This window comes from Myroides sp. C6-3 (genome assembly GCF_050522425.1).
GTDB lineage: Bacteria > Bacteroidota > Bacteroidia > Flavobacteriales > Flavobacteriaceae > Flavobacterium.
In genome coordinates this window covers 118,110-138,912 of sequence record NZ_JBMVQP010000002.1, presented here as the reverse complement: position 1 = coordinate 138,912, position 20,803 = coordinate 118,110, and the positions used below count along the sequence as shown (strand labels likewise).

20 protein-coding genes, 1 tRNA gene and 1 pseudogene are annotated in these 20,803 nt (G+C 37.3%); 9 read left to right on the top strand and 13 right to left on the bottom strand.

What is annotated here, in order from left to right:
- The first annotated feature begins 66 nt into the window (after positions 1 to 66).
- Positions 67 to 897, top strand: coding sequence for a helix-turn-helix domain-containing protein (locus ACPDG9_RS01710; protein WP_430526096.1), 831 nt, complete (start codon positions 67 to 69; stop codon positions 895 to 897).
- Between the two features lie 73 nt (positions 898 to 970).
- Here the strand turns inward: ACPDG9_RS01710 and ACPDG9_RS01705 are convergent, their stop codons facing one another.
- The 6 genes from ACPDG9_RS01705 to fabF form a co-directional block, all read right to left on the bottom strand.
- Positions 971 to 1,621, bottom strand: coding sequence for a peroxiredoxin-like family protein (locus tag ACPDG9_RS01705; protein WP_430526095.1), 651 nt, complete (start codon positions 1,619 to 1,621; stop codon positions 971 to 973).
- Positions 1,622 to 2,098: 477 nt separating this feature from the next.
- Positions 2,099 to 2,944, bottom strand: coding sequence for an RteC domain-containing protein (locus ACPDG9_RS01700; protein WP_055131121.1), 846 nt, complete (start codon positions 2,942 to 2,944; stop codon positions 2,099 to 2,101).
- A 142-nt stretch (positions 2,945 to 3,086) separates the two neighbouring features.
- Entirely contained in the window at positions 3,087 to 3,947 is an 861-nt protein-coding gene (gene estT, locus ACPDG9_RS01695; protein WP_077782102.1) for a macrolide hydrolase EstT, read from the bottom strand.
- Positions 3,948 to 3,964: 17 nt separating this feature from the next.
- The gene (tet(X), locus tag ACPDG9_RS01690; RefSeq protein WP_044502094.1) at positions 3,965 to 5,101 is read right to left on the bottom strand and encodes a tetracycline-inactivating monooxygenase Tet(X); all 1,137 of its coding nucleotides are present in this window, start codon (positions 5,099 to 5,101) and stop codon (positions 3,965 to 3,967) included.
- Positions 5,102 to 5,124: 23 nt separating this feature from the next.
- The gene (locus ACPDG9_RS01685; RefSeq protein WP_044502095.1) at positions 5,125 to 5,502 is read right to left on the bottom strand and encodes a hypothetical protein; all 378 of its coding nucleotides are present in this window, start codon (positions 5,500 to 5,502) and stop codon (positions 5,125 to 5,127) included.
- 154 nt (positions 5,503 to 5,656) lie between these two features.
- Complete coding sequence (gene fabF / locus ACPDG9_RS01680) at positions 5,657 to 6,901, bottom strand: beta-ketoacyl-ACP synthase II (protein ID WP_294964881.1); 1,245 nt, start codon at positions 6,899 to 6,901, stop codon at positions 5,657 to 5,659.
- A gap of 96 nt (positions 6,902 to 6,997) precedes the next feature.
- On the opposite strand from fabF, the gene ACPDG9_RS01675 reads away from it, so the two are divergent.
- Positions 6,998 to 7,822, top strand: a complete 825-nt coding sequence (locus ACPDG9_RS01675) for an IS5 family transposase (protein WP_280571830.1) — start codon at positions 6,998 to 7,000, stop codon at positions 7,820 to 7,822.
- Here the strand turns inward: ACPDG9_RS01675 and ACPDG9_RS01670 are convergent.
- From ACPDG9_RS01670 to mobA, 3 genes are all read right to left on the bottom strand, one after another.
- On the bottom strand, positions 7,819 to 8,373 hold the full coding sequence (locus ACPDG9_RS01670) for a TetR/AcrR family transcriptional regulator (protein WP_294964888.1): 555 nt from the start codon (positions 8,371 to 8,373) through the stop codon (positions 7,819 to 7,821). The two genes, ACPDG9_RS01675 and ACPDG9_RS01670, sit on opposite strands and share 4 nt — an antisense overlap.
- Before the next feature lie 74 nt (positions 8,374 to 8,447).
- A complete protein-coding gene (mobB, locus tag ACPDG9_RS01665; RefSeq protein WP_055131133.1) occupies positions 8,448 to 9,710 on the bottom strand; it encodes a conjugal transfer protein MobB in 1,263 nt (420 codons plus the stop codon).
- A 4-nt stretch (positions 9,711 to 9,714) separates the two neighbouring features.
- Positions 9,715 to 10,149: a conjugal transfer protein MobA gene (gene mobA, locus ACPDG9_RS01660; RefSeq protein ID WP_055131134.1), complete on the bottom strand. Its 435-nt coding sequence runs from the start codon at positions 10,147 to 10,149 to the stop codon at positions 9,715 to 9,717.
- 527 nt (positions 10,150 to 10,676) lie between these two features.
- Here mobA and ACPDG9_RS01655 point away from each other — a divergent pair.
- A complete protein-coding gene (locus tag ACPDG9_RS01655; protein WP_055131135.1) occupies positions 10,677 to 11,123 on the top strand; it encodes a DUF3408 domain-containing protein in 447 nt (148 codons plus the stop codon).
- A 225-nt stretch (positions 11,124 to 11,348) separates the two neighbouring features.
- Here the strand turns inward: ACPDG9_RS01655 and ACPDG9_RS01650 are convergent, their stop codons facing one another.
- Complete coding sequence (locus tag ACPDG9_RS01650) at positions 11,349 to 12,581, bottom strand: TCR/Tet family MFS transporter (protein WP_055131136.1); 1,233 nt, start codon at positions 12,579 to 12,581, stop codon at positions 11,349 to 11,351.
- Between the two features lie 346 nt (positions 12,582 to 12,927).
- Between ACPDG9_RS01650 and ACPDG9_RS01645 the strand changes: the two genes are divergently transcribed.
- Positions 12,928 to 13,089, top strand: coding sequence for a hypothetical protein (locus tag ACPDG9_RS01645; RefSeq protein WP_165353002.1), 162 nt, complete (start codon positions 12,928 to 12,930; stop codon positions 13,087 to 13,089).
- A 59-nt stretch (positions 13,090 to 13,148) separates the two neighbouring features.
- Positions 13,149 to 13,544, top strand: a pseudogene (locus ACPDG9_RS01640) (recombinase family protein); the annotation flags it as partial.
- A 26-nt stretch (positions 13,545 to 13,570) separates the two neighbouring features.
- On the opposite strand, the gene ACPDG9_RS01635 reads toward ACPDG9_RS01640, so the two are convergent.
- Positions 13,571 to 13,810, bottom strand: coding sequence for a hypothetical protein (locus ACPDG9_RS01635; protein WP_430526094.1), 240 nt, complete (start codon positions 13,808 to 13,810; stop codon positions 13,571 to 13,573).
- On the opposite strand from ACPDG9_RS01635, the gene ACPDG9_RS01630 reads away from it, so the two are divergent.
- Positions 13,695 to 14,714 (top strand): recombinase family protein, encoded by a 1,020-nt coding sequence (locus tag ACPDG9_RS01630; protein WP_430526133.1) that lies wholly within the window; start codon positions 13,695 to 13,697, stop codon positions 14,712 to 14,714. The two genes, ACPDG9_RS01635 and ACPDG9_RS01630, sit on opposite strands and share 116 nt — an antisense overlap.
- Here the strand turns inward: ACPDG9_RS01630 and ACPDG9_RS01625 are convergent.
- A tRNA-Met gene (locus tag ACPDG9_RS01625) sits at positions 14,674 to 14,746 on the bottom strand. The two genes, ACPDG9_RS01630 and ACPDG9_RS01625, sit on opposite strands and share 41 nt — an antisense overlap.
- Positions 14,747 to 14,888: 142 nt before the next feature.
- Positions 14,889 to 15,548 (bottom strand): CatB-related O-acetyltransferase, encoded by a 660-nt coding sequence (locus tag ACPDG9_RS01620; protein WP_430526093.1) that lies wholly within the window; start codon positions 15,546 to 15,548, stop codon positions 14,889 to 14,891.
- 163 nt (positions 15,549 to 15,711) lie between these two features.
- Here ACPDG9_RS01620 and era point away from each other — a divergent pair, with 163 nt between their 5' ends.
- The 3 genes from era (at position 15,712) to ACPDG9_RS01605 (ending at position 20,785) form a co-directional block, all read left to right on the top strand.
- On the top strand, positions 15,712 to 16,599 hold the full coding sequence (era, locus tag ACPDG9_RS01615) for a GTPase Era (RefSeq protein ID WP_430526092.1): 888 nt from the start codon (positions 15,712 to 15,714) through the stop codon (positions 16,597 to 16,599).
- Between the two features lie 66 nt (positions 16,600 to 16,665).
- Positions 16,666 to 17,979: a ribosome biogenesis GTPase Der gene (der, locus tag ACPDG9_RS01610; protein ID WP_430526091.1), complete on the top strand. Its 1,314-nt coding sequence runs from the start codon at positions 16,666 to 16,668 to the stop codon at positions 17,977 to 17,979.
- A gap of 61 nt (positions 17,980 to 18,040) precedes the next feature.
- Positions 18,041 to 20,785, top strand: coding sequence for an outer membrane beta-barrel protein (locus ACPDG9_RS01605; RefSeq protein WP_430526090.1), 2,745 nt, complete (start codon positions 18,041 to 18,043; stop codon positions 20,783 to 20,785).
- The last annotated feature ends 18 nt before the right edge of the window (positions 20,786 to 20,803 follow it).

The following is a 20,803-nucleotide window of genomic DNA, read 5'->3' as shown; positions in this document are numbered from 1 at the left end:
TAAAAATAGACTGATATAATAAGGTTTGTTGGGTATAAAACGGGTGTTTTTCGGTATCTTTACAGTATGGCAAAAGAAAATATGTACCAAGCCCTTGAGGTGTATTATGAAAAAGTAGAGGTTTGCCCTTTGCGAGACAGGCAGTTTAATTTTTTTGAATTAGTCTATGTGCTTTCTGGTAGTGGAAGCTATGGTATTAATGGCAATTGCATTTCATTTACTCCAGGTGATTTATTTTTGATTACCCCTCATGATTGTCATGAATTTGATTTAGAGGGTATGTGTGAGTTTATGGTGATTCGCTTTGGTGAATCCTATGTCAAAGAATATCAGTGGAAGAGTATTGATCATATTGAATGTTTGCTCCATTATGCCTCTCAGTTAGCAGCTTCTGTTTTGGTAAATGAAGAGGATAAACGTTTTGTGCAACAACTCATGCAAACGTTGAAAGAGATCATCGCTGTAAAAACCATGTATAATGAAGATTTGGTTCGCCATTTGGTTAATGCTCTTTTAGTAATAGCTGCAAGAAACATTGCTATGATTCAATTGAAGCCTTTGTCAGACAAGGCAGATACGAAGATGGTGTCTATTTTAAACTACATTCAGGAACATATTCGTAAGCCTGAACAGTTAAAGGTAGCAGTGGTAGCCAAGCAATTTGATATGTCTCCGACTTATTTAGGGAGCTATTTTAGAAAGCATTGCGGAGAATCTTTCCAATCTTATATTTCAGCCTATAAAATCCGATTAATAGAACATCGCTTGTTGTTTAGCGAATATCGCATTAATGAAATTGTCGATGAATTTGGTTTTGCAGATGAAAGTCACGGTAATAAATTTTTTAAACGCCACAAAGGAATGAGTATGTCTGCTTTTCGCAAGGGAAAGGTGTGAGGGTTTTTGGATGATTGTCATTTTCTTTAAAAAGATAGGAGGGGTATGGGGCGGATAGCCATCCGCCCTTACTTTAAACGTTGTGGGATATGAGTTTTGATAATTCATTGATATCCATTCGGTTCATATAGTTTGCGTCTACAAATTTATACGTTACACACCCTGTTGAATCTAGTGCGAAAACAGCTGGAATTGGCAATTCTTGTTGTGTAGTACCATTGTAACTAGTTAGATCAATTCCTAGGTTTTGGTAGATGGGGATAACATAATCTTGTAGTTCAAAAGCAATTCCAATTTGTTTCGCTAAACGATTGTCTTGATCTGTTAAAAGTTCAAATGTTAAGTCCAGGTTTTCTTTTACTAAAGCACTATGCGAAGGGAGTTGAGGAGCAATGGCTATAAGTGTAACAGCCTTTGCTTCTAGTGCATATAGCTCTTGCTGTAAGGCTCGTAATTCTAAATTGCAATACGGACACCAAGAGCCGCGAAAGAAGCTAATAATTACAGGTCCTTTTTGTAGCAAGTCATTTAATTCAATACATTGATCGCTTGTGTTTTGAAGTTTGAAATTGGGAAAAGTCTCTCCTAGCTTAATACAGTGATTTTCGAGTTGTAAATGTTTAACCTCTTCAATGGATTGGCTGAAGCTGTTCAAAACTTCAGGAGGAACTTGTTGTACTAAATTCTTGTTTAATTCGTCAATTTGTTGTGCTAATGTATTCATGTTTACTGTGTTTTGTGGCAAAGATTTTAAATTAAACGCACAGAAACAATACCGCATATTTTTGTCTCTAAGGGATAAAAAAGTCACTATTGGATAAATACGGAGACGAAGTGGCAAAAAATATTTTACTGTAGAAGTAAAAAAACTTCTTAGTGGAAAAGTAAAAAAATAGAGCAAAAAAAAGACTTAATCGTTAGATTAAGTCTTTGGGCTTAGTAGCCGAAACCGAACAAATCTCGAAACATTTTCTTGAGGATTTAGAAAGGCTAACCTCCCTAAGTGCGGAAGTTACTGCTATGGAATATTAAAAACTAAAATTCATTCCAAAAGAAAAAAACAGAAAAAAAAGAAAGCCTTTATGCTAACGGATATAAGATAACGAAGCACTGTAAGTCCCGAAGGGTGGCGAAGCCATTATGCGTGCGCAGTTATCGTTATCCATTATCTTTGCTTCCCTTTTTGTTTGTTTTGATAACTCTATAAATCCTTGTCCATATATTCCTCCAAAGAAGATTTCAGTTGGTCTAAAAATGCGGTTCGTGAATTGGCACGATATTTCATTCGATGGAAAGCATTATGTAAATCCCCTAAGGTAATCTGAAACAGTTTTTCTAAAACCAAACTGATTTTTCGTATTCCTACTTTACCGTATGAAAGAGAGCCGTTCGCATACAGAGCATAAATCAGTTCTATCAAGGCATTTTTACTGTCCGTCCAAAGAATACCATCGGATGAAATATCCCTTGCAGAAAGAGAGCCTGCTATTTCATCATTATTGATTTTTTGGAGTATGTAGGTATAGAGTAGCTCATTTGCTATTATCCGAGCCACTTTGTAATCATAGTAGGTTGAAAACAGAGGGTCAATTTCAAAGACGAAGCTATTCAGTCCATCGTGGAAATTAATGTTGCCCAACCTAAAGTAAGTTTCATCACGGTCTGTTCTTCCTGAACGGTAATATCTGTAAAAATCGGAATTATAGATATGCTCCCTGTATTCCTGTTTTAATTCCCTTAATTGTTCTGAAAAATAACTTGCGTACATCTTTCCTCCATCAACAGGACAAGCTGTCTGTATGCGAAATATTTTATTGTGGTAAATGAGTTTGGAGAGAATGTATGGCTTAATGTTGCGAAAGAAATTGATTTCCTCCCAATGGTTTTTAAAGCCCTGCTGGGTAATATCCTCTCTTATTGACCATAAGTATTCTTGCAGGTATATCGTCGTTTGATATGCTTCATCAATTTCATTAGATGCAGACAGCGAAATAGCATTTTCTTTTCGCTGTATCTCCGAGATGATATGATTTAATGAAGATACCATTTCGTATTTAGTTTACAATATTTCCTTTTATAAAAGAAAATTGCGTAGTATGATTATTAAAAAACACCAAAAGATGTTATTCAAAGAACACATTGATATTAGCTTCAATCTCTAAACCGTTGATTTGGAAATACATAATACCCTATTTGTTCATTCTTTTGTTATTTGTTGTATGTTGCGTTATTCCATCAATAATTTTATTCCAATCTTCGAAATGTAGTTCGTGTCCGGTTCCATCAAGCGTTATTAGTTTTGAGCCGTTTATCTTTTCAAGTAAAACTGCTGAATTCTTAAAATGCCATATTTTATCGTCCGTTCCGTGTACAATTAAGGTTGGTTGATTGATTTCGCTCAATCTGTTCCAGTATTCTTCACCACCTTGCAGTGCCGCATGATTGAACATACTTATATAGTTATTAGCTCTTTTAAATTCGGCTCTAATCAGTTTTTCACTTCTTTGTTTGTCAAATTGTTTCCTGCCGCTCATCAATTCAGCACCTTGAATTAAATAATTTGCCACACTGTCTTCATTTGTCCAATCTACGGTTTCAGCTTTTCCGTGAAAATCTAAAATACGCGTATCCATTTCAGGAATTGTGGGGTCTGAGTCGCCCCAAGGACCTGATGAGATTAGTGTTATTGAACTTACCCTGTCGGCATATTTTATTGATGCTATTTGAGAAATCAGTCCGCCCAGTGAAATTCCCACAAAATTGGCTTTGACTATTTTATAGCCGTCCAAAATTGAAATAGCATCATGGGTTAAGTCAACAATATCATAGGGGGTTGAACCCGGTTCGTAATTAGTAGATTTTCCTACGTCCCTATTGTCGTAGCGAATAACAAAAAATCCCTTTTCAGATAGTTTCTGGCAAAATTCAGCATCCCAATACAACATGGATACCGTTGCTCCCGCAATCAAGAGTATTGCCGGATCTTTTTCACATCCAAAACTTTCGGTAAAAAGTCTTATTCCGTTTTTTTTAACTATTTTCTCTTTCATTTCCTCGCCTTTCTGTTTTATAGATTCATTAGTTTTTGGAAAGAAAAGTCGAGGCTGAACATTTCCGTTTCGTTTATTATTGATTCTGCCTGTGCTTCTCTTCCATAAGCAAACATTTGCTGTTCATAATTTTCAATAGCCTCTTCAATGCTGTTAAATTTCCCATTGGTCAGATTATCCGACAATATCAAGGCATCCATCAACCCACTGTTTACGCCTTGTCCTGCAAAAGGAGGCATCAAATGAGCAGCATCTCCAATCATCGTTATGGGTAATGGACGCTTACTTTTCCAAGACTTATCTAAGGGAAATATTCGTGTCGCTAACCCTACAAAAGATGATGTCAAACGAATCAGTTCTTTGTAGCGTTCGTCCCAATCGGAAAATTTTTTCAGGAGAAAATCAACGACACTATTTCTGTCTTGAAAATCTACCCGCGTTTTGCTTTTCCATTCATCAGGTGTTTTAAAACTTATTCCAAAATGCAATGCACCATTATTATTAGGATTCGCAAATAATAAATTACCTTGATGAGCAGCCATTAGCCGGTTTCCATTGCAAAGCTGAAAAAATCCAGGACAGTTCACCTCCGGTTGATGAATATCGGCTTGTATATTGAAAGTACCTGTTTCTTCAACTTCCGTGTCGGTAACAAATTTTCTTACTTTAGACATTCCACCATTGGCAATAATAACCAGATCTGCTGTTTCACTCGATTTATCCTCAAAAGTTAGTATCCACTTCTCCTTATCAGGTTCAAGGGTAACAAGTTTTCTATCCCAAATGACGGTATCATTTTGTAAACTATTTAATAGGATAGTCCTTAAGTCATTTCTGTTTATTTCAGGATTGTCAAAACGATTTTCGGGTCTTACATTTTTTGTGGTTAAAATATTGCCCTTTTCATCAACAATATTTACACCCATTGGTAAAGCTAAGTCATAATAAGTTTGTAACAATCCCGCTCTTTTCATTGCTTCCTGTCCCGAATCCCTGTGCAGATCAAGTGTCCCACCAAAAATCCTTGCATCTTGGTCTTTGTCTCTCTCGTAAACTGTAATGTCCACGCCGTTTTGCTGTAACAATCTCGCCATTGTTAATCCAACAGGCCCGGCACCAATTATTGTAATTTTTTTATGTTTTAGTAAAGTCATATTCTTGTTCGCTGGTTTTAATGTCAACTAATGTCTGTCAATTTAATCACTTTGTTTTTTTTAAATTCAAACACGGATTTTCCTGATAACTTTAGCTTTTGCCCTTTTTTTAAGCCGTTCGGAAAGTCAATTGCTAAAATTGCTGTATAATCAATTTCTATTTCAGTGCTGTTGTCAAAATGCCTAAACGATTTAACTGTCTGTGTTCTCTTTGCAAAGTATGTTTTTGCTGTTTCTGCCTGTTGTTTAAACGCTGTTAACCCTTTCAGCGATAAACTTATATCATTATTTTGAATGTTTTCAAAAACAATATTATCGTCAAGGTCTGCAACCATTTTTTTGATATCAAATTGGTTGTATCCATCGATGTAGTTATTGATGATGTTTACTCTGTCGGTCATATTTTGTAATTATTTATCGGTTACATATTGGTGTTGTCTGTAGGTTGTTCTACGATAATTGCCAACTTTTAACTTCTATACGAAGGAACATGTTGGGATACTTGAACTTTCGATTTAGCGCCAACACGAGCAAACCGAAGTTAGCACCTACTCTCTATTCAGCATATTTTTTAAAAATACTTGTGGCAATGTGTCCGCCAAAACCAAAAGTATTACTCATTGCGTAATTCACTTGCCGTTGTTGTGATTGGTGTAACGTCAAGTTAAATATATCCCTATATTCAGGTTCAATATCTACCGAATTGATTGTTGGCGGAACAATGTTATTCTGAACAGCTTTAATACAAGCGATTGCTTCGATAGCCCCCGCAGCACCTAACAGATGTCCTGTCATTGATTTTGTCGCACTAATATTTAATTTGCCTTGTCTGCCGAAAAGTCTTGCTATTGCTTTTAATTCGCTCATATCGCCTTGTGGTGTTGATGTAGCGTGTGTGTTCAGATAATCTATTTCATTGGCGGAAATATTTGCGTCTTCCAATGCTAAAACCATACCTAAATATGCCCCTTCTCCCTCTGGGTGCGTACCAGTTAAATGATATGCGTCTGAAGCCATGCCACCGCCTGCAATCTCGGCAATAATCGGAGCATTTCGTTTTATAGCGTGTTCATAGTTTTCCAAAATAATTGCACCTGCTCCCTCGCCCATAACAAAACCGTCTCTGTTGATGTCAAAAGGACGTGATGCCATTTGCGGATTTTCATTTAAGGTTGACAATGCTTTTGACGCGTTGAAACCACCAACGGCACTTTCGTTAATAGGCGCTTCCGAACCGCCTGTTATTATCATATCTGCTTTGCCCCAACGGATATAATTAAAGGCATCAATGATTGCGGTATTGGAAGTTGCACAAGCTGAAACAGTTGTAAAATTTATGCCCCGAAGCCCGTATTTTATCGAGATGATGCCCGAAGCAATATCGACTATCATCTTCGGGATGAAGAAAGGGCTAAAACGTGGTGTTCCGTCCCCTTGCGCAAATTCAGTTACCTGCTGTTGAAATGTGCCGATACCACCATTTCCCGACCCCCAAATAACGCCAATACGGTTTTTGTTCAGCGTTTCAAAATTAATGTTGGCATTTTTAACGGCTTCTTCAACGGAAATTAAAGCATACTGCGTAAACAAATCGTATTTTCTTGCTTCTGCTTTTTCAATATGGTTTAATGGGTCAAAGCCTTTGAGTTCGCAAGCAAATGTTGTTTTGAATTTTGATGTGTCAAATTTTGTAATGGGGTTAGTTCCGTTAACGCCTGTTAAAAGCGACTGCCAAAAATCGTCTACATTATTTCCAATGGGCGTTAATGCTCCAAGCCCTGTAACTACTACTCTTTTCATTATTTTTTCTCTATGAAGTGATTTAAACTTTTTTTGAAAAAAACAAGCAGTTCAAAATTAGTAATTTAGAGTTGACAACCAATAAATTACAATTCGGTGAACTGCAAGTACACAAATTTACAAAAAGAGCTAATAGAAAACTGCATTTTATGCTTTATTCCGAAAAATAAAAGAGGATTTTCCAGTCAGTTTGATATGGCGGATATTTTCAAATGTATCGTCCATAAACTCAAAACGGGCTGTCAGTGGAGTTTCTTATTTGTTGATATAGAATGTTGTAAGCCACCATTTTCTTGGCAAACGGTTTATTATTACTGCCGGAAATGGAGTAAAATGGGTGTTTTTAAAGAAATGTTTGAAACGTATTTGGAAATACAGAAAGATAAATTGGACACCGAGAAATTGAACCTCGATGGCACACATAGTTTGGTTAAAAAATCAGCACAGAGCGTTGCTTACCAACACAGAAAGAGAGGTCGGACTTCTAATATTTTGATTATGACCGATGGCAGAGGCATACCCATTGCCAATGGTGGAATCATCAGTGGAAATCACAATGATTTGTACCAAATAGTTCCACAATATGCACAGATGATCAAAGATTTGAAGAAAAGTGGAATATGTGTTCAAAACAGCATTCAAAATGCAGACAAAGGGTTTGATTCCAAGAAATTAAGGAGAGCTATTCACAGACGAAAGATGATTGCCAATATTGTTGAAAATAAGCGAAATAGAAAAGGAAAGAAAAGAGGAAAAAAACGATTTTTCAATCAAGATGTTTACGACCAAAGATTTGTTAACGAAAGAACTTTTGCTTGGATGGACAGCTTCAGAACGCTTCTAATCAGATTCGACACTTTGGACAATTCCTGGTTGAATTGGCATTATTTGGCTTTTGCACTTATCTTGCTAAAAGTTTAAATGAGTTCTATGTCAATTATTATTTGTCGGGCTACGTCTTCAAAATATATTTCCTTCGTTATCATCGATATTCTTGAAATAGCCAATAAATTTGTCAATATCATTAAAGCCTGAATACGTGGAGTTGCTTTATAAACGAATAAGTTTTCTTTTTCTCCTTTATTCAGAATTTGTGCTAAGTAATCTATCTCTTCTTCTATATAGTTGTTTAATATCGCTTTGATTTGAGGCTCTAAAGTGTTTATATCTGCCGCTAATGCAGCAATTACTGAGACTTTATTTTGCTCTCTTATTAAGACATGTTCATCTATATAACCCCTTAAAGCCGATTTCATATTGCTGTAATTGTTTCGTTTTCTGTCTTCTTTATTTTTTTGAATAACATGTTCTAAAACAGCTACAATCAAATCATTTTTCGTCGGAAAATAATAATGGATGGAAGAAGTTTTAATGCCAATTTCTTTAGATATATCCTTGTAACTAAAAGCATTTGTCCCTCTTGTCGTGATAAATGTTATGGCTTCGGTTACTATTTTTTCTTTTGTTTCCATAAAGCAAAGATATAAATTTCTATCTACTAATAGGTAGATTAACTTTTTTTGTTCAAACAAATTTTCCATTGTACTTACAACCTCCTGCGTTTCTTCTTTTTCTTCATTCGTTTGGCAAACTGTTCTTCCTCATAATCCACACCCTGTGCATCGGGTAACAGACTGAACAATCCCAAATCGAAATTAGGCGAGTGTTTCTGTGGGATAAACTCAAAGAAGTCTTTCGTTGGTTGGTTGTCCATTGTATTCGTTTTGGAAACAGGGTTATCCTGTGTTTTCAGTTCAGGTTTGTTGCCGTTGTTCCACCAATCGTTAAATACGTTTGCCGAGAGATTTCTATCCAATTGCGAACCGTTCCAAACGCTACGGCTTTCGTGGTCGATAAACGTTATACCGTAAATCCGTCCTTCACTATTACGTCTTACAACTGTATTAATACCCTGTTCGGTCAATTGTTTTCTAAATTCACTTTCGTTGGTTGTGGTGTGTATTGCTAATTCAACGGTGTTCTTTAATACAGACCTTGCAGGGCTGGTTTTCATTTTATCTTTGGACTGCTCGAAGTGCTTTTGCAATCCCAAAATCCCTGCATCTTTTTCGAAAAGCGATGCTTTGAACGGATTGTTTGCCTTGTTCCCGTTCTCGTCCAATGCCATATAGACCAATCCGTTTACGGTCTGACCGTTCCGTTCGCCTTTGACTTCCTCTGCTGTGATATTGAAAAGAGAAAGTAACGCATTGTACGTTCCCAAATTGGTGTATTGATAATACTTCGGCAAATGACGTATTACTGAAGCCATTTGACTTTTAATATCGCCTTTCTGCTGTTCTACCTTTTTGAAAATCTTGTCGGCTTGTTTCTGTTCCTGCTCGGTGGCTTTGTGCAGGTTGTATTTCTGCTCCAAATCCCGACAGATTGCCATTGAACGTGGGTGGTCGTAATCATCGGGGATTTTCCGGCCGTCAATGCCCACGCAGGTTGAAACGATATGGATATGCGTTCGGTCAATGTCCGTATGTTTGAAAACAATATAAGGCTGATTGCCATAGCCCATACGTTCCATATATTCCTGTGCCATTTCCGTAAACTGTTCATCGCTAACCTTGTCTTTCGGGTCAGGGTTCAATGAAATATGCCGTACTGTCTTTTCCGTTTTGATGTTTGCCGACAAATAAGGCTCAAAACATTTATTGAAATACGCTACAGAATACCTGCCATTCATTGTGTCGGGTATCTTGTTCAGCAACAAAATCGCTCCGTTTTCCGTTTCCACTTTCTGCTGATTGTACAAAATCGCTCCGTACATATTGCTCCCTTTTCCGATTTTTGCAATCATAATTTCACTCTTTATTTAGATATTTCTTTTCAAATCTGTCGGTAAGAATTAAAACCTTTAGCAATAGTTCTTTCATTTCTGCTGTCTGCTTTTCCAATTTATAGAGATATGCAGATGCTTTTTTCTCCGAAAAATTGGCGTTCAATAATCTTACAATCTGATTGTAATTGGTTGCTATTCCCCGAAACTGACCGAAAAATTTGGTCAATCCTGTGTGGTATTCTACCGCATTCATATCAATTTTTACGGTCTTTACCGTCTTCTGAAAGATACAGGCTGTAATGAAATGTGCCTTTACGTTCATTCCTGATTGGTCAAACAGGGCAAGGAACTTGGTGTTTTCCTCTGCATTCAGGTTAATGGAATACCGATGTACGGCAGGGTCGTTCTTCGGTTTTCTACCTGTTTTCCTAATCTGCTTACTGTTCTTTTCTTCCATAATAAATCCATTTTAATGTTAAACCAAAACTGCGACTTCGGAGCGGTTTTCAGCCCCCTGCAAGGGCAAGTGCTTTTGAGGTACTGAAATTCATTTCGAGTACCTCAAAAGATAACTTGCTCTGAACAGGAGTTCAGAAAAATCCGTTTTGCAAACGGATTGGAGTTAGCCGAAAAAAACAACCGCTTCCGTTTACAAAGTTCGACAAGACTATTTGAATAACAGCGATTTACAACCACGACAATGAACGCCAAATAGTGCCACTGACTGCCACGTTTATGCGGATTGGGATTGCTTTTATTTCCTTTGTATGGTTAGCTGGCTGATTGGTTAGAGTCTTAATGAAGTAACTAATCAGCATAAATCCCGACAGCAAATTTGCGTGATTGATTGCAGATGAATTACGGATTTTTCAGCTAATGAAACAGTTAATTAAGAGTATGCAGATGCATAGGTACAACAGTATATGCAACTGACTGTTCAGGTAACCAAACAGCTAATTTGAGATAACATTAAAATTAAATGATATGATACACGAAAACGACAAAAAACCGCAACCCGAAGAACAGGATTTTATGGAAATGATTATCGGTAACGACAAGAAAAATCCCCAACAGGAACAGCAAACCGTAACACCTCGGGACGACTTTACCGCAGACGAAAAATCCGTAGAAACGGAAGATACAAAACCGACTGCAAGTAATACCAAAAGAACGACCTCAAAGCCAAAGAAGCTGACCAAAGAGGATTATTGCGGACAGTTCTTTAAAATCCCTACGACAACGGCAAGCAAAGGCAAATCGGTCTATGTTCGGCAGGAACACCACGATACGTTCAACAGGCTTACCAATATTATGGGCATTGACAAACTGACGATTTATGCGTATCTGGACAACATTATCGAATACCATTTTCAGGAGTTCGGGGAGTTGATTAAGGAAATCTATAACCAAAAGCACAAGCCGTTGTTTTGATAGCGGTGCGTTGGTGGGTGGTGCGTTTCTTCTTCTTAAAATTGTTTCCAAAAGAAAAAAACAGAAAAAAAAGAAAGCCGTTCAATCAAGGCGGACAGGCGGAAAAACCAAAAGGAAACGGAATAAGTCCCGAAGGGTGGCAGGGTAACCTTCTTTGCCGTGCCATTATGCCGTAGTCTTTTGGTTGGGTGGTGCGGTGGGTGTCGCCTTACCTTTGCTACCTTTTTATTCTTTTTTGGGGATAGTTTTTCTGCTTTTGTAATTTGTAAGCATTATAATCAAACTTATTATTGTCAAAAACAATGCAATCAAATACGGTACTCCTGCAAAATAAATGTCTGAATTTTTATCTTTTGTGAAATATGTAAAAACCATTGTCAATAATGGTGGGGCAATAATGGTAGCCAAACCAAGAAGACTGCTTAAACCTCCTTGCAATTCCCCTTGTTCGCTTTTTGATACTTGGGAAGAAATGATACTTTGAAATCCCGTTCTCTGTACACTTCCAATCACATTGATAACCATTGCCGGAAAAAGAAGCCATTCCACATTTGAAAATGCGATAAGTAAGTATCCTATGATTGAGAATAACAATCCAAAAATGGTCATTTTATCATCGCCAAGTCTTTTGGCTAATATTCCCACAAACCAAGATTGAACGATAATTGAAAGTAAGCCTAAAAAGGCTAATGAATAACCTATTAACTCCGCATTCCAATCAAATTTTTCAATAGTAAAATATGCCCAAATACTTGGCATACTATGCCCTGCAATTGCCATTAAGAACATTGCTACAATAAGCGACATTATTGTTGGAAACTTGCTTAAATGCTTAAAAGCTCCAAAAGGATTGGCACGTTTTAATTCAAATTTTCTTCTATCGGATTTTTCCAATGTATCAGGAAATACAAAATAGCCAAAAACAAAATTTCCAAAACTTAAAATAGCCGCCGCAATAAAAGGAATATGTGTGCCAAATTGCCCGAGCAATCCACCGATTACTGGTCCGATGATTAAGCCCGAACTGTAAGCGGCGTTTATATATCCAAAATTTTTCGTTCTATTTTCATCGGTGCTTATATCTGCGATTGAAGCCGCTGCAACCGAATAACTTGCTCCTGTTATTCCTGCAATTATTCGACCTATGAAAAGCCAAATTATATTTTGTGCGAATGCGAGAAATAGGTAATCAATCGTAAAACCTAATAAAGAAACCAGCAAAACCGACCTCCTGCCATATCTATCGCTCAAATTTCCTAAAACAGGTGCAAAAAAGAACTGCATTAACGCATATGCAAAAGTTAGCCAACCTCCATACGTTGCCGCTTTACTGATATCCGTATTTGCTAAATCTTCTATAAGTTGTGGTAAAACGGGATAGATAATTCCTAATCCTGTCGTATCCAAGGCGGTAACGATTAGGACAAATATTATACTTTTTCTTTGGGGTTTTACCATTTAAAAATTGAAATTATCTTTTGCGGTTTAATGAAAAAAAACAGACTTTTTCATTCACAAAATTAAACAATTATTTCTATTGCCGTCCGTTTTTGCGTGAGGGATAGAAGCGGAAAGCCCACAGCGAAGTGCAACGGAGCGAGGACTTGTAGCGGATAGCCCGACAGCGATTGCATTTTTGCGTTGGGGTTTTGGAGCGTTGTGAAAATGCAATCGGTGGCACGCCCAAAATAAAACCAAAAACCCGAGTATTTGGCAACTGCACGCCAAATGCAACCTTTGACTACAACATTGGAAGCCTGACTTGCTTACCCGACTAATTTAGCTGGGACAAAAAAGTTAGGCGATGCAGGAGAGAAAAGAAATAGATAAAATACCTATCGAAGAAGCAATGGTACTTCTCCGTGAGGTCGGTATTGATGTGGAACAGGAAAAAGCCGAACTGATTATGGAGTTTCTGTACAACCTCACAATGATAATTATCCGTGAATGCTTTGATACCGAATGATTTATTTCGTACTTTAGCTAATCCCACAAAACATTAATACCCACTCAAAAAGATTAGCTATGAAAAGAGCCGATTTATATATACGAGTTTCCACGGACGAACAGGCAGACAAGGGATATTCACAGCGTGACCAAGAGGAACGTCTGAAAAGGTACTGTGCGACCAATAAGATTGCTGTTGGACAGGTTATCTACGAAGACCATTCCGCCAAAACCTTTAACCGACCCGAATGGACAAGATTATTGAACAGTCTTAAAAAGAGAAGTTCAAAGACCAACCTTATCCTGTTTACCAAATGGGATAGGTTTAGCCGTAATGCAGGTGATGCCTATCAGATGATTAGCACACTTAACAAACTTGGCATAGAACCACAAGCGGTAGAACAGCCTTTAGACCTTTCCATTCCTGAAAACAAGATGATGCTTGCGATATATCTGTCCGCTCCCGAAGTGGAAAATGACCGCAGGGCATTGAATACGTTTTACGGTATGCGTAGGGCAAGGAAAGAAGGGCGTTTAATGGGTAGAGCACCTTTTGGATATATCAACAGAAGCAAAGAGGACGGACGAAAATACATTGCCCCAAAAGAACCTGAAGCATCAGCTATGCGTTGGGCTTTCAACGAAATAGCAAAAGGCGTGTTTGCCTGTGACCAAGTACGACAAAAAATGAATATGTTGTACAATACAACTATAAGCCGAAGTGCTTTCCACGTAGCCATACGTAATCCTCTGTACTATGGAAAGATATTCATTGCCAAATTCAAGGACGAAGAAGCACATTTGGTACAGGGTCAGCACGAACCGCTTATATCCAAAGAACTTTTTGACAGGGTGCAACTGATATTGGACGGAAACAAAAGGGTGGAACGTCCCAATACCAAAATACTTTCAGATGAGAACCTGCCCCTGCGGGGTTTCTTGGTATGTCCCGAATGTGGTCGCAACCTGACAGGAAGTGCTTCCAAAGGAAGGACAAGCCGATATTACTACTATCATTGTGTTTCTTCCTGTGGTTTCCGTCAGAAAGCCGAAGTTGCCAACGATATTTTTGAAAAAGGAATGCGACAGTTTGCTTTAAACGGTTCTGCCCAAATAGTGAAAAGACTGCTGTTAGATAACTACAAGAAATTTGTAAAGAATCCGTTTGACGAAAAGAAACAGATTGTACAGGAAATAGATAAATTGAATGCAAGGTTATCAGTAGCACGCAACAAACTGCTATCTGAAATTATTGATGATGAGGAATACCTTGAAATTAAAGATGAGTGCAAGACACGACTTGAAAGTCTGGAAGAACAGTTGAGCAAGGACGGTTCTGATGCCAAGAAAATCAATATAGAAAAGTCTTTGGACAGGGCTTTAAAGTATATAGAAAACATTCCTAAAATGTACAGCGAAGGCGAAATCAATACAAGGAGAGGTATAATTGGTTCGATATTCCCCGAAAAATTGGAGTTTGACGGAAAAACTTATCGAACCGCCCGAATGAACATAATCGCAAACTATATCTTTCAGATAAACAACGAATTAGCCCTAAAAAAGAACAGGACAAATGAAAATCAATTTCATTTGTCCTGTTTAGTAGCGGGAACAGGACTCGAACCTGTGACCTTCGGGTTATGAGCCCGACGAGCTGCCTACTGCTCTATCCCGCGCTATTGTGGTACAAAGATACAAACTAATATCAGTACAAAACAAGTAAATGAAACAAAATCTTTTGATTGTTCGAGGTTGAGACAGTTAATTTGGTTGTAATGTGCTGTGCGGTAGGAGTATGTCTAGGTTATTTTTTTTACTTTATTTAGTCGATGGATTCAATTGATCGTATAATTGACTTTGTTCTTCTAATAGATTTATGTTATTGGCGGTAATATAAGACTGTAATGCCTTGAACTTTGCTTCTTCCCAATTGTATAGGTTTAATTGAAGTAATCGTGTTATGGTCTTTTCGTCAAATCTCGTTTTAATGGGTTTGGCTGGATTTCCTGCAACAAGGGTATAAGGGGCAACATCTTTTGTTACTATTGCTCCTGAGGCTATAATCGCTCCTTCACCAATTGCAATGCCAGGCATGATCATGGCGCGCATTCCAATCCATGCACCATCACCAATAATTGTATCACCTTTCCCTTCATAAGAATCTACAATTGTTTCTATAAAAGGATATAGGCTAAACCAATCGGTGCGATGTGTATTATTTCCACCCATTAGAATTACAGCTTCAGCTGCAATACAGGCATAGGATCCTATATGCAACTGATCAATAGGCCAGGCAGGTTCCCACTGATTGCTACTATAAGAGTCTCCATATAAGTAACGCACAACACTCTCTTCAAAGGATCCACTCCAAGCCGGACTGTAATAACTCGTTTTACCTTTGACATGTATATTGGGATTTGTTACGGTTTCGTGTAAATACTCTACTTTAGACCAGTGTTTTTGGTTTTCATTTATCATGCTCTATATTCACTTTAAAAAGCATAAAGCTAGTAAAATTGGATATAAATCAAAATTTACTGCTGTATAAAAACGAAGGAAGAAGGAATTACGTCGAGTTCTTTCTTTTTTTTACAACTATCTCATTGATAAAAACTACCTTTGTAGTGAAAAATATATTTTTATGGCACATAAAGCTGGATTTGTGAATATTATAGGTAATCCCAATGTAGGGAAATCAACCCTAATGAATGCATTAGTGGGAGAGCGATTATCAATAATAACTTCAAAAGCGCAAACAACAAGACATCGTATTTTGGGAATTGTAAATGAAGAGGATTATCAAATTGTATTTTCTGATACACCTGGTATTATTAAACCAGCTTATGAGTTACAAGCGTCGATGATGGATTTTGTTAAATCTGCTTTTGAAGACGCGGATGTACTGATCTATATGGTTGAAGTGGGGGAAAAAGAATTGAAAGACGAGGCTTTTTTTAATCGAATTATCCACTCTAAAGTGCCAATTTTGCTGTTGTTGAATAAAATCGATAAATCGAATCAACAACAATTAGAAGAACAAGTGGAATTGTGGAAGTCTAAGGTGCCTAATGCAGAGATTTTTCCTATTTCTGCATTAGAGAAATTCAATACACAAGCAGTTTACGATCGCATTATTGAATTACTACCTGAATCTCCACCATTTTATGCGAAAGATGCTTTGACAGATAAATCAGAGCGCTTCTTTGTCAATGAAATTATACGAGAGAAGATCTTATTGAATTACGAAAAAGAGATTCCTTACGCTGTAGAAGTAGAAACAGAGGAATTTAAAGAAGAAGAGGAAATTATTCGCATCAAAGCCATTATCATGGTTGAGCGCGACACACAAAAGGGAATCTTGATTGGCCATAAAGGTGCTGCTTTGAAAAAAGTAGGTATCGCTGCCCGTGAAGAGATGGAAAAATTCTTCGCCAAAAAAGTTCACCTAGAATTGTTTGTCAAGGTGAATAAAGATTGGAGGTCGAGCGATTATCAATTGAAACGTTTCGGATACAATCAAAAAAAATAGAGAAATTAAATAATACCGTCAAATATTGCATTGAAATTGTAACTTTGCGACATATTTAAATAGTTTATGAGTAGTATAGTAGCCATAGTTGGGAGACCAAACGTAGGAAAATCCACTTTCTTTAATCGATTGATTCAAAGGAGAGAGGCAATTGTAGATTCGGTTAGCGGGGTGACTCGTGATAGAAACTACGGCAAATCGGAATGGAACGGAAGAGAGTTCTCTGTGATTGATACTGGAGGATATATCAAAGGTTCGGATGATGTTTTTGAAGAAGAAATCAGACGCCAAGTAGCTTTAGCTATTGACGAGGCGGATGTTATTATATTTGTCGTTGATGTAGAAGAAGGAATTACGCCAATGGATGCGGAAGTCGCTAAGCTATTACACCGTGAGACAAAACCTGTTTTTGTAGCTGTCAATAAAGTTGATAGTGGAAAACGCATGGAAGACACCTATGAATTCTATAATTTAGGATTGGGTGAAATTTATCCAATTGCAGGAATGAGTGGTAGTGGAACAGGTGACTTATTGGATGAGGTTATTAAAGTATTACCCGAAGAAGAGGTAAGAGAAGAAAGTGAAGATGGTGAATTACCTCGTTTTGCCGTCGTAGGACGACCAAATGCTGGAAAATCAAGTTTTATCAATGCTTTGATTGGAGAGGATCGCTATATCGTAACGGATATAGCAGGAACAACGAGAGATGCTATCGATACGCGTTTTACTCAGTTTGGATTTGACTTTAACTTAGTGGATACAGCGGGTATCCGTAGAAAAACAAAAGTAAAAGAAGATTTAGAATTCTATTCTGTTATGCGCTCTATTCGCGCCATTGAACACAGTGATGTTTGTATTTTGATGGTTGATGCAACAAGAGGATTTGAAGGACAAGATCAAAATATTTTCTGGTTAGCAGAGAAAAATAGAAAAGGAATTGTTATTTTAGTGAATAAGTGGGACTTGATTGATAAGGAAACACTAACGTCAAAGCAATTTGAGGATAAAATACGCGAAAGTATTGCTCCATTTACGGATGTACCTATTGTATTTACATCTACAATAACAAAACAGCGTTTATTGAAAGCATTAGAAACAGCAGTTCAAGTTTATGAAAATAGAAAGAACAGAATTTCTACTTCGAAGTTTAATGAAACAATGTTACCAATCATTGAGCATACACCCCCACCTGCGATAAAAGGTAAGTATATCAAGATTAAATATTGTATGCAGCTGCCGACGCCATCACCTCAATTTGTGTTTTTTGCGAATTTACCTCAATACATTAAAGATCCTTACAAAAGGTTTGTTGAGAATAAATTACGTGAAATATATGACTTTAGTGGTGTGCCTATTGACATCTATTTTAGACAAAAATAATTGTAATTATACTAAAATATACGGTCTTTGTTTGGAAGAACAAAGACCGTTTTTTGTTACTATGAAAAAAATAATTTGCTGGTTAACCGTCTTGTTTGTTCAGGCTGTATTCAGTCAAGCTACGGTTAGTATTCAAGGAAAACTTACTGATAGCGTGAAAAATCCTTTAGAGGCTGTGACGGTCTATATCGTCAAAGAAAAAGACAACGCTGTGTTAGAGTATAGTATGTCTAATGCAGAGGGTAATTTTGAGCTAAAGGTAAAACTGCCTGAAGAAAAAGTGCTTTTTAAAGCGAGTATGGTTGGATTTAATCCCTATAGTAAGCCTATTGAAAACACTGGGGAATCAACCTATCACTTAGGGACAATCCAATTGCAGGAGTTGATTACAAGTCTAGAAGAATTAGTAATCACTGCTGATATCCCTCCAATTCGCGTAAAAAGAGACACCCTTGAATTTAATGCTTCTTCTTTTGCAGTTCGTCCGGATGCCAACCTAGAGCAACTGTTAAAGCAATTACCCGGACTTCAAATTGATGAGAATAAAAAAATTACGGTTAATGGGAAGCAAGTAAATGAAATATTAGTGAATGGAAAACCCTTTTTTGGTGAAGATGGAAAAATCGCTTTAGAAAATCTTCCAGCAGAAATTATCAATAAAATTCAAGTAACGGATAAGAAAACTAAAAAGGAAAAATTTACAGGCGAACGTGCGAAATCAGATGATGCCAGTATTAATATAACGATTGATGAGGCAAACAATAAAGGGTATTTTGGAAAGATAACTGGTGGATATGGGTCGGATGAACGCTATGAAGGAAGTTTGTTCTTCAATACCTTTTTTGATAAAACCCAGCTTAACGTTATCGGATCTGCCAATAATATTAATGCCATGGGGTTTTCTATGGATGAAGTCTTCGACAATATGCGCATGGGGAAAAGTTCGGGTGGTATTACTGAATCGAGAATGTTAGGGGTTAATTTTGTACAGGATTTTTCGGATAAACTAAAGGTAAATGGCAGTTACAACTATAATTTTTCTGATACAGACAGTAAAAATCGATCCACAGTAACTCAATTTTTACCTTCAGGTGAGTTTACAACTAATTCTGATTCGGGTTCTACTAACGATTCAGAAGGGCATTCAGCGAATATGTCTATTGATTATATTGGAGAAAAAGATTCCTTTTATATCACGCCAACTTTTCAAACAAACTATTCGAGTTCGGTGACAAGTTCGTCCTCTCAAGCGCTCGATGAGGTTGGGGAGTTATTAAACGATAGTCAATCTCATGCTCGAAGTAAAGGGGATAGTAATAGTTTTGCGAATGCAATGCGGTATATGCGCAAGCTAAAAAGAGATCGACAGTTTTTTACGCTGGAGTTCAGAAATGCAAACAGCATGAACACAAGCGATATCTTGCAAGAATCGGTCACTCGTTTTTACAAATCAGAACAAGAGGAAGATATACGTCGTCAATACCAGCAACAACATAACGCTAATGATTCTTATGCTATCACTTTCGAATACAGTCAGCCGATAACGGATTCCCTAACCATGTTACTCGGAACTAGTTGGGATCGAAATCAAACCATTACAGATGCCAAAGTATTTGATTACAACGAGTCAACCCAAGATTATACGGATCTGAATAGTTTACAAACTAATCGCTATGTCACTGTACGTACAACGGTGAACCCTTATGTTGGCTTTAATTTTACACATAAGAAATTTTACGCCGATTTTAATACGTCAACTCAGCTGGTTAAAAACAGCGTAGAGGCGCTGTATAATAAAGAAAATTACGCCCTAGATAAAAAGTATATCGATCCCAATATACTATTGAACCTGCGATATACACGATCAAAAGGGAAAATGTTTTGGTTGATGTACAATTACAACGTCACCTATCAACGTGCGACAGAGCTTTTGGATATCGTAGATGTCAGCAATCCCTTGCATACGTTTGTGGGGAATCCAGACTTGCGACCGACAGGTAGTCATGCCATGACCTTGAGTTATAGATCCTATGATTTTCAAACGCGTTCAGGCTATTCTATTTATGGAAATGTCAACATCTTAAATAATAGCATTGTCCATGCTGTTGATTACGACGAAGATCGCAAGAGTATATCCACCTACAAAAACCTATCAGGAGCCTATAGTTGGTCTTTAAATGGGTCGTGGTATCGCTCAGCTAAATGGGAGGAACTGAACTTGCGTTATGGGCTGAACCTGCGCTACAATCAAAGTGTACAAAAGGGGTATATTGATGGAGTGATTTACGATGCAATCTCCAATAGTCTTAGTCCACGCGTGTATGTTAATGTTGATTATGGCGAGTTGTTTAGAATTTCACCCTCCTATAATTACAACACAAATTGGTCGAGTTACAAGAACTTCAATGTTGATCGAGCAAGTAATTATATTCACAATGCTTCATTGGAAACTATACTATATTGGCCGCGTAAATTTACGATAGGGAATGATTTTAATTATACTTACAATTCACAGATTGCCAGTGGTTATAACCGTGATTTTTATATGTGGAATGTCAGCTTGGCCTATGAATTTTTTCACGATCGATTCAAGGCAAAAGTAAAAATTTATGATGTATTGAATCAGAATACAAGTTCAAGACGTACGATTGATGCTACTTCTATTGTAGATTCAGAAAGCTTGGTTTTAAAGCGCTATGTTATGTTTTCTTTGACTTATAGTCTAAAGGGGTTTGGCGGAAAAGAAATGCGAGGAAATAGAGGAGGAAATAGAGGTGGAGGGATGATGCGAATGGGGAGAAGATAAAAAAAGCGGTTGTTTGAC

Coding starts and splice junctions, on each gene's coding strand:
- estT (WP_077782102.1), bottom strand. CDS start 3,947: ATGAAAGAGAAAATAGTTAAAAAAAACGGAATAAGACTTTTTACCGAA.
- fabF (WP_294964881.1), bottom strand. CDS start 6,901: ATGAAAAGAGTAGTAGTTACAGGGCTTGGAGCATTAACGCCCATTGGA.
- ACPDG9_RS01630 (WP_430526133.1), top strand. CDS start 13,695: ATGCGTTGGGCTTTCAACGAAATAGCAAAAGGCGTGTTTGCCTGTGAC.
- ACPDG9_RS01700 (WP_055131121.1), bottom strand. CDS start 2,944: ATGGTATCTTCATTAAATCATATCATCTCGGAGATACAGCGAAAAGAA.
- mobA (WP_055131134.1), bottom strand. CDS start 10,149: ATGGAAGAAAAGAACAGTAAGCAGATTAGGAAAACAGGTAGAAAACCG.
- ACPDG9_RS01705 (WP_430526095.1), bottom strand. CDS start 1,621: ATGAATACATTAGCACAACAAATTGACGAATTAAACAAGAATTTAGTA.
- ACPDG9_RS01635 (WP_430526094.1), bottom strand. CDS start 13,810: ATGGCTACGTGGAAAGCACTTCGGCTTATAGTTGTATTGTACAACATA.
- ACPDG9_RS01645 (WP_165353002.1), top strand. CDS start 12,928: ATGCAGGAGAGAAAAGAAATAGATAAAATACCTATCGAAGAAGCAATG.
- ACPDG9_RS01620 (WP_430526093.1), bottom strand. CDS start 15,548: ATGATAAATGAAAACCAAAAACACTGGTCTAAAGTAGAGTATTTACAC.
- ACPDG9_RS01605 (WP_430526090.1), top strand. CDS start 18,041: ATGAAAAAAATAATTTGCTGGTTAACCGTCTTGTTTGTTCAGGCTGTA.
- ACPDG9_RS01710 (WP_430526096.1), top strand. CDS start 67: ATGGCAAAAGAAAATATGTACCAAGCCCTTGAGGTGTATTATGAAAAA.
- mobB (WP_055131133.1), bottom strand. CDS start 9,710: ATGATTGCAAAAATCGGAAAAGGGAGCAATATGTACGGAGCGATTTTG.
- ACPDG9_RS01685 (WP_044502095.1), bottom strand. CDS start 5,502: ATGACCGACAGAGTAAACATCATCAATAACTACATCGATGGATACAAC.
- era (WP_430526092.1), top strand. CDS start 15,712: ATGGCACATAAAGCTGGATTTGTGAATATTATAGGTAATCCCAATGTA.
- ACPDG9_RS01670 (WP_294964888.1), bottom strand. CDS start 8,373: ATGGAAACAAAAGAAAAAATAGTAACCGAAGCCATAACATTTATCACG.
- ACPDG9_RS01655 (WP_055131135.1), top strand. CDS start 10,677: ATGATACACGAAAACGACAAAAAACCGCAACCCGAAGAACAGGATTTT.
- der (WP_430526091.1), top strand. CDS start 16,666: ATGAGTAGTATAGTAGCCATAGTTGGGAGACCAAACGTAGGAAAATCC.
- ACPDG9_RS01650 (WP_055131136.1), bottom strand. CDS start 12,581: ATGGTAAAACCCCAAAGAAAAAGTATAATATTTGTCCTAATCGTTACC.